The following is a 7,302-nucleotide window of genomic DNA, read 5'->3' as shown; positions in this document are numbered from 1 at the left end:
GCTGCCGGCCGATCGCCGCCTTCGAGGGCGCTGCCCTGCCGCTCCGCGGCGACGCCGCCGCGGCGGCCGAGCGATTCTGGCGGCAGCTGCTGTAGGGCCGGCAGCCACTGTGATCCCGGCCGCCGAGGTCAGCCGCGACTCAGACGCTCAGGAAGCGGTCCACCACGTCCTTGCTGAGCTCGCTGGTGGGGCCGCTGGCCACCACGCCACCCTTCTGCATGGCGTAGTACCAGTCGGCCTGGCGCACGAAGTGAAGGTGCTGCTCCACCAGCAGCACGCTGATGCCGGTGGTCTCGATGATCCGGCGCACCGCCCGCTCGATGTCGAGCACCACCGAAGGCTGGATGCCCTCGGTGGGCTCATCGAGCAGCAGCAGCTTCGGCTTGCCGAGCAGAGCCCGGGCGATGGCCAGCTGCTGCTGCTGACCGCCGGAGAGGTCGCCGCCGCGGCGGTTCAGGAAGGTCTCCAGGATCGGGAACAGCTCGAACACGATCGGATCGATGTGGCGGTTCTGACCCAGGCCGCCGGGCAGGGCCTCCAGGCCGAGCAGCAGGTTCTCGCGCACCGTGAGCTGGGGAATGATCTCCCGACCCTGCGGCACGTAGCCGATGCCGCCGCGGGCGCGGCTGTGGGGCGGCAGGGCCGACACCTCCCGATCCAGCAGCTGCACCGAACCGCTGCGCTGGCGCAGCAGCCCGATCACGGTCTTCAGCAGGGTGGTCTTGCCGACCCCGTTGCGGCCGATCAGGCAGACCATCTGGCCTTTCCGCACGCTCAGGTCGACGTTGCGCAGGATATGGCTCTCGCCGTAGTAGACGTTGAGCCCCTGCAGCTGGAGGGTGGCAGTCATGGCGTCGCTCTCCTGATGGGGCTCAGTTGAATTCACCCTCGGCCTCGCTGCCGAGATACACCTCGATCACCCGCGGGTCGCTCTGCACCTGATCCATCGAGCCCTCGCAGAGCACGTGACCCTCGTGCAGCACCGTGACCGGCGCCTGCAGATCGCGGATGAACTCCATGTCGTGCTCGATCACCAGCACGGTGTGATCACCGGCCAGCTGGCGCATCAGGTCGCTGGTGCGCTCGGTCTCCTCGTCGGTGAGACCCGCCACCGGCTCATCCACCAGCAGCAGCTGGGGATCCTGGGCCACCAGCATGGCGATCTCCAGCCACTGCTTCTGGCCATGGGAGAGCCCGCCGGCCAGCCGGTTGGCGTGGGGCTCCAGGCCCACCACCCCGAGCAGATGCTGCACCCGGTCGCGGGCGGTGGAATCCAGCCGGCCGAACAGCAGATCCAGGGGCCCGGCGCGACGGCTCACGGCCAGCTCCAGGTTGCGCCGCGGCGTGAGGTTCTGATACACGCGCGGCGTTTGGAACTTGCGGCCGATGCCGAGGCGGGCGATGCGGTGCTCGGGGGTGCCGAGCAGCGAGCGGCCGTGATACAGCACATCCCCGCGGGTGGGCCGCACCTTGCCGGTGATCACATCGAGGAAGGTGGTCTTGCCGGCGCCGTTGGGGCCGATCACGGCCCGCAGCTCACCGGGCGCCAGGCGCAGGTTGAGGTCGTTGAGAGCCCAGAAGCCATCGAAGCTCACGCTCACACCGCGCAGTTCCAGCAGGGGAGCTGCGGCATCGCCAACCACCGATGCGGGGGCTGCCGCGCTCATCGCACACCTCCTTCGAGTTCGGCTTTCTCGGCCTGCACGGCTGGATCAAGGTCGATCTCCGGATAGGTAGCCGCCCGCGGCGGCCAGCCGATCAGGCCCTGCAGGTGGGCGGGTCCGCCGCCGCGCCACCAGCCCACCAGACCATCGGGCAGGGCGGTGACCACCAGCAGGAACAGACCGCCCTGGATGAACAGCCAGGTTTCCGGCAGGGCCTCGCTTACCAGGCTCTTGGCGTAGTTGATCAGCACGGCGCCCAGCAGGGCGCCGATCAGGGTGCCGCGGCCTCCCACCGCCACCCAGATCACCATCTCGATCGAGAACGGCACCGCCATGTACTGCGGCGAGACGATGCCCGACTGCACGGTGTAGAGCGCTCCGCTGATCCCGGCCAGNNCACCGGCCACGGCGAATACCAGGGTCTTGTAGGCGGTTGGGTTGTAGCCGGTGAAGCGCAGCCGCGGCTCGTCATCGCGGATGGCGATCAGGNCATCGCCGAAGCGGCCGCTGGTGAGCCAGCGACACAGCAGGAAGGCGCCGATCGCCAGCACCACGGTGAGCCAGAAGAGGTTGCGCTGCATGACATCACTGCCCACCAGCTCGCCCAGGATGCGGGCGGTGTCGGTCTTGAGGCCGTTGGTGCCGTTGATCAGCTTCTGCTGGCCGTTGAAGAAGTTAAAGAACACCAGCAGGGCCGCCTGGGTGAGGATCGAGAAGTAGACCCCCTTGATGCGGTTGCGGAACACCAGGTAGCCGAGCACGCCGGCCACCAGGGCCGGAATCACCCAGACCGCCATCAGGGTGAACAGGGGCGATCCGAACGGCTGCCAGAAGGCCGGCAGGGTCTTCACCCCGTAGAGCGAGAAGAACTCGGGCAGCTGGCCCGGCTCCAGCGAATTCAGCGAGAGGTACATGCCCAGGNCGTAGCCGCCCAGGGAGAAGAAGATGCCCTGCCCGAGGCTGAGCATGCCGGTGAAGCCCCAGATCAGATCCACCCCCAGCGCCACGATGCCGAGGGAGAGAAAGCGACCCAGCAGGTTGAGCCGGAAGGGTGGCAGCAGGGCCGGCAGCAGCAGGGCCAGCAGCGCCACCACCACCCAGGGGAGGGCGCGACGCAGGGTACGGCTGGAGAGGAGATCCGCCATCGCTCAGGCCTCCACCATGCGGCCCTTCTGGGGAAACAGGCCGGCGGGCCTGAACTGCAGAAACACCACGATCACGGCGAACACGAGCACCTTGGCCATCGAGGTGGTGGCGAAGAAGGTCACCAGCTCATTGAGCCCGGCGGGCATGGCGGGCCACACCAGCAGCAGCGAGCCCGAACCGATCACATAACTGAGGATGCCGATCCCCAGGGCGGCCACCACAGTGCCGAGCAGCTTGCCTACACCTCCGAGGACCACCACCATGAAGCAGTCCACGATGTAGTTGCCGCCGAGGTTGGGGCCCACCGAGCCGAGCAGGGTCACGGCCACGCCCGCCACGCCCGCCAGCCCGGAGCCCACCAGGAAGGTGAGGGCATCCACCTTCTCGGTGGGGATGCCGAGGCAGTTGCTCATCGGGCGGTTCTGGGTGACGGCGCGGATGCGGATCCCCCACACGCTCTTCTGCAGGAACCAGTGCACCGCGACCAGCGCGAGCAGCGTGAGGGCGATGATGAACAGACGGCCTGTGGGCATGTTCACCCCCACCAGATCGATCGAGCCGCGCAGCCATTGCGGAGCGGTCACGTCGATGTTGCGGGCACTGAACCAGGGGTGATTCAGGGGCCGCACGCTGGCCAGGCTGGAGGCCAGGGCCACGCCAACCGCGGCGGCCACGACCCAGCGGCCGACGGAGAGCAGCGGCGTCCAGCGCTGACGCCACCAGGCCTCGGGCGTGAACCGTGGCGCCAGCAGGGCCAGCACCACCGCGGTGATCAGACCGAGGGCGAAGGCCGAGGACACCGAGCGCACGAACTGCTGCAGGATCAGGCTCACGCCCCAGGTGGCCAGCAGGGTTTCCAGCGGTCGGCCATAGAGGCGGCGGATCACCGTCTTCTCGAGCAGCAGGCCCGCCAGGCCGCTCACGAGGAAGGCCACCGGAATGGCGAGCAGGATGTAGGCAGGGAACAGGCCCTGCAGGGGGCCGGACTTGAACAGGTTCTGCACCACGTAGGTGGTGTAGGCGCCGAGCATCATCAACTCGCCATGGGCCATGTTGATGACACCCATCAGTCCGAAGACCACGGCCAGGCCGAGGGCGGCGAGCATCAGCACCGAACCGATCGCCAGACCGTTGAAGAGCGTGTCGAGAAGTGCAGTCATGGTGTCCCCGCGGGGACTTGACGATGGGGAGGTAAAGAAAAGGGGGGAGATCACCTCCCCCCATGCCTGTGTCGTGCGGTGAGGCCGCCGATCACATCTTGAACTTGCCGGCGTCGGGTCGGTTCTGGGTCCAGTCGCAGGTGTAGCCCTTGGTTTCGGGCACGAACTGGTTCCAGGCCAGCGGCTTGACGATGCCCTTGTTCTCGATGATCTTGAACATGCCGTCCTTCTGCACCTCACCGATCATCACCAGTTCGGTGGTGTGGTGATTGGGCTGAACCTCGATCGGACCCTGCGGAGCATCGAAGGTCACGCCGATCAGCGCCTCGCGCACCTTGTTATCGTCGATGCTGTTGGCCTTCTCGGCACCCTTGGCCCAGAGGTAGACCATGTTGTAGGCGGATTCAGCGGGGTCATTGGTGACCCTGTTCTCGCCGTACTTGGCCTTGAAGGCTTCCGTGAACTTCTTGGAGGCGGGGGTATCGAGGCTCTGGAAGAAGTTCCAGGCGGCGTAGGTGCCTTCGAGATACTCGGGGCCGATCGCGGCCACCTCCTCCTCGGCGATCGAGAAGCTCATGATCGCGTAGCCGTTGGCCGGAGTGATGCCCGCCGCCTTCAGCTGCTTGAAGAAGGCCACGTTGCTGTCGCCGTTGAGGGTGTTCACGATCACGCCACCCTTGGGCAGGGCCTGCTTGATCTTGGCGATGATCGGGGCCACCTCGGTGTTGCCGAGAGGCAGGTAGTCCTCACCCACCAGGTTGCCGCCCTCAGCCTTGAGCTGCTCCTTGATGATCGTGTTGGCGGTGCGCGGATACACGTAGTCGGAGCCCACCAGGAAGAAGTCCTTGCCCTTGTTCTTCAGCAGCCAGGAAACAGCCGGCTCGGCCTGCTGGTTGGGAGTGGCCCCGGTGTAGAAGATGTTCTTCGAGCATTCCTGACCCTCGTACTGGATCGGATAGAACAGGAAATGGTCCTTGGCTTCGAACACCGGCAGCATCGCCTTGCGGCTGGCGGAGGTCCAGCCGCCGAACACGACCGCCACCTTGTCCTGGTCGATCAGCTTCTTGGCCTTCTCGGCGAAGGTGGGCCAGTCGGAGGCTCCGTCCTCCTCGATGGGCACGATCTTGAGCTTCTTGCCATCGATCTTGACACCACCGGCCTTGTTGATTTCCTCGATGGCCATCAGCTCGGCTTCGGCCACCGTGTTCTCGGAGATGGCCATGGTGCCGGAGCGGGAGTGAAGGATCCCCACCTTCACCTCACCATCGAAATCTCCACCGGCCTTCTCGCCGCCACCGCAGGCCGCCAGGGAGAGGGCCGTGGCCAGCGCAGTGGCACCACCAACCAGGCGCAGCGAGGGTTTGCGCATGAAGGAGGGATTCATGAAATGCTCCTACGGATGAACCGCTGAATAGTCCGCTGCTGATCAGCGGTGCTCCGAAGGTATGGGTGGCGCCGAATACACTGTGTAGCGGTTGCGACTGTTTTTGCCGGCCGACGGGCTGCTTCAGAAAGAATTTTGATCGAGCCGCTCAGGCCGCCAGCTGCTGCAGCACGAACGCTTCCACGGCCTCCACCCCCTCACCGCTGCGGATGTTGGTGAAGCACCAGGCCGCCCGGAGCGCATCCGTTCCGTATCGGACTGCATCACCTCCAGGCTGGCCCCCACCAGCGGCGCCAGGTCGATCTTGTTGATCACCAGCAGATCGGAGCGGGTGATGCCGGGGCCACCCTTGCGCGGGATCTTGTCACCGGCGGCCACGTCGATCACGTAGATGCAGCGGTCCACGAGTTCGGGGCTGAAGCTGGCGGCCAGGTTGTCGCCGCCGCTCTCCACCAGCACCAGATCGAGATCCGGATAAGCCGCCTCCAGATCGGCCACCGCCGCCCGGTTGATCGAGCAGTCCTCCCGGATGGCGGTGTGGGGGCAGCCGCCGGTCTCCACGCCGCGGATGCGACCGGGCTCGAGCGCACCGGCGCGGGTGAGGAACTGGGCGTCCTCCTGGGTGTAGATGTCGTTGGTGACCACGGCCAGCTGCAGCCGATCGCGCAGCCGCCGGCAGAGCGCTTCCACCAGGGCGGTCTTGCCCGAGCCCACAGGCCCGGCCACCCCCAGCCGCAGCTTGCTCATCAGCTCCTGAACAGCCTGGAGTAAAGCTCAGCATGGCGCAGCTGCGCCAGGCCTGCGCCCACCCCGCCGCTCCACAGCCGCCGCGGATCGGCCACCGCCAGCACCGCGGCCCGCCCGGCGATCAGCGGGGCCAGCTGCAGCTGCAGGCGCTGGCCCTCGGTGGGCCCCAGCGGCACCAGCCGCACCGCGGCACTGATCTGATTGGCCGCCCAGCCGTAGAGGTAGGCCTCCTGCATGGCAGGGGAATCGAGCTCGAAGCAGAGGCAGGCCCAGGCGAAGGCCGCCGGCCAGGCCAGAGCGTGGCCCGGCCCGGCGCCAGCGGAAACGCCGTGCAGCGCCGGCGGGGGCCAGCCGAGATCGGCGAGCAGCTGCAGCAGCGAGCGCCCCATCTGGCGCTGCTGGGCGCGCAGCTCCGGCGCCTCCCGCAGGGCGAGCAACCAGCCGTCGAGGTCGATCAGATCCGCCGCCGCGACGCGGGCGTCGGCGCCATCCCGGTCACGCCAGCGCTCCAGGCCTTGCCGCAACGGCGCCAGCGCGGCCACCTCCAGGGTGAGGGCCCCGCAGCGCAGTTCGGCCTCGAGCCAGCCCCGCAGCGCCGCGGCATCGCCCACGCGGCCCTGCTGTACCAGCACCTCCACACCCTCGGAGTAGCTGAAGGCCCCCACCGGCAGAGCCGGGCTCACCAGCTGAAACAGTCGCAGCCGGGCCGCTTCGGCCGGGTCAGGGGGCATCGCCGTGGGGCTGGCTGTGGCTGTGCCCATGGTGATGGCCGTGGGTGTCGTGATGGCCGTGCGGATGGCCGTGGCGGTGAAACTGGCCCTCGTAGGCGCCGGGTTCGGGGCGGAAGGGTGCCTGCAGCCGCTCCACCTCCAGGCCGCGGCGGCGCAGCAGGTCGGCCAGCACGCTGTCGTCGGGGAGGATCAGCCGGTCGGCATGGATCTCCATCGCCACATGCCGGTTGCCGAGGTGATAGGCCGCCTGCAGCAGACCGAGGGGGTCGGCGCTGCGCACCCGCAGCACCGCCTCCGGCGCCGCCTCCACCCGCACCGCCGGCTCGCCGCAACCGCTCTCCGGGAGCAGCAGATCGCCGGGCTCCAGCGCCGCGCCGCGCGGCAGCTGCAGCACCAGGTCGCGGCCGCAGGCCGAGCGCCTGTGGCCGCGCAGGCTGGTGCGCTGATCGGCCGTGAGCGGCAGCCGCAGG

The 7,302-nt window shown here is 67.9% G+C and carries 7 protein-coding genes and 1 pseudogene; all 8 read right to left on the bottom strand.

Translation table 11 applies throughout. From position 1 onward, the window contains the following. Positions 1-139: 139 nt before the first annotated feature. Positions 140-850, bottom strand: a complete 711-nt coding sequence (gene urtE, locus SYNGFB01_RS09445) for an urea ABC transporter ATP-binding subunit UrtE (protein WP_048017834.1) — start codon at positions 848-850, stop codon at positions 140-142. Positions 851-872: 22 nt separating this feature from the next. After that, positions 873-1,667, bottom strand: coding sequence for an urea ABC transporter ATP-binding protein UrtD (urtD, locus tag SYNGFB01_RS09440; protein WP_048017833.1), 795 nt, complete (start codon positions 1,665-1,667; stop codon positions 873-875). Further along, the gene (gene urtC, locus SYNGFB01_RS09435) at positions 1,664-2,809 is read right to left on the bottom strand and encodes an urea ABC transporter permease subunit UrtC (protein WP_048017832.1); all 1,146 of its coding nucleotides are present in this window, start codon (positions 2,807-2,809) and stop codon (positions 1,664-1,666) included. Before urtC ends, urtD begins: the two co-directional genes overlap by 4 nt. Before the next feature lie 3 nt (positions 2,810-2,812). After that, complete coding sequence (locus SYNGFB01_RS09430) at positions 2,813-3,970, bottom strand: urea ABC transporter permease subunit UrtB (protein WP_048017831.1); 1,158 nt, start codon at positions 3,968-3,970, stop codon at positions 2,813-2,815. Positions 3,971-4,061: 91 nt separating this feature from the next. Continuing rightward, complete coding sequence (urtA, locus tag SYNGFB01_RS09425; protein ID WP_048017830.1) at positions 4,062-5,354, bottom strand: urea ABC transporter substrate-binding protein; 1,293 nt, start codon at positions 5,352-5,354, stop codon at positions 4,062-4,064. A gap of 148 nt (positions 5,355-5,502) precedes the next feature. Continuing rightward, positions 5,503-6,104, bottom strand: a pseudogene (ureG, locus tag SYNGFB01_RS09420) (urease accessory protein UreG). Continuing rightward, positions 6,101-6,832: an urease accessory protein UreF gene (locus SYNGFB01_RS09415; RefSeq protein ID WP_048017835.1), complete on the bottom strand. Its 732-nt coding sequence runs from the start codon at positions 6,830-6,832 to the stop codon at positions 6,101-6,103. The pseudogene ureG and the gene SYNGFB01_RS09415 overlap by 4 nt, the downstream one beginning before the upstream one ends. After that, positions 6,822-7,301, bottom strand: a complete 480-nt coding sequence (gene ureE, locus SYNGFB01_RS09410; protein WP_082325972.1) for an urease accessory protein UreE — start codon at positions 7,299-7,301, stop codon at positions 6,822-6,824. Before ureE ends, SYNGFB01_RS09415 begins: the two co-directional genes overlap by 11 nt. Between the last annotated feature and the right edge of the window lies 1 nt (position 7,302).

The sequence above is a fragment of the Synechococcus sp. GFB01 genome, from assembly GCF_001039265.1.
Taxonomy (GTDB): domain Bacteria; phylum Cyanobacteriota; class Cyanobacteriia; order PCC-6307; family Cyanobiaceae; genus NIES-981.
The sequence above is the reverse complement of the archived record's forward strand: the minus strand, read 5'-3'. Positions and strand labels throughout refer to the sequence as shown.

Coding starts and splice junctions, on each gene's coding strand:
- urtE (WP_048017834.1), bottom strand. CDS start 850: ATGACTGCCACCCTCCAGCTGCAGGGGCTCAACGTCTACTACGGCGAG.
- urtD (WP_048017833.1), bottom strand. CDS start 1,667: ATGAGCGCGGCAGCCCCCGCATCGGTGGTTGGCGATGCCGCAGCTCCC.
- SYNGFB01_RS09430 (WP_048017831.1), bottom strand. CDS start 3,970: ATGACTGCACTTCTCGACACGCTCTTCAACGGTCTGGCGATCGGTTCG.
- urtA (WP_048017830.1), bottom strand. CDS start 5,354: ATGAATCCCTCCTTCATGCGCAAACCCTCGCTGCGCCTGGTTGGTGGT.
- SYNGFB01_RS09415 (WP_048017835.1), bottom strand. CDS start 6,832: ATGCCCCCTGACCCGGCCGAAGCGGCCCGGCTGCGACTGTTTCAGCTG.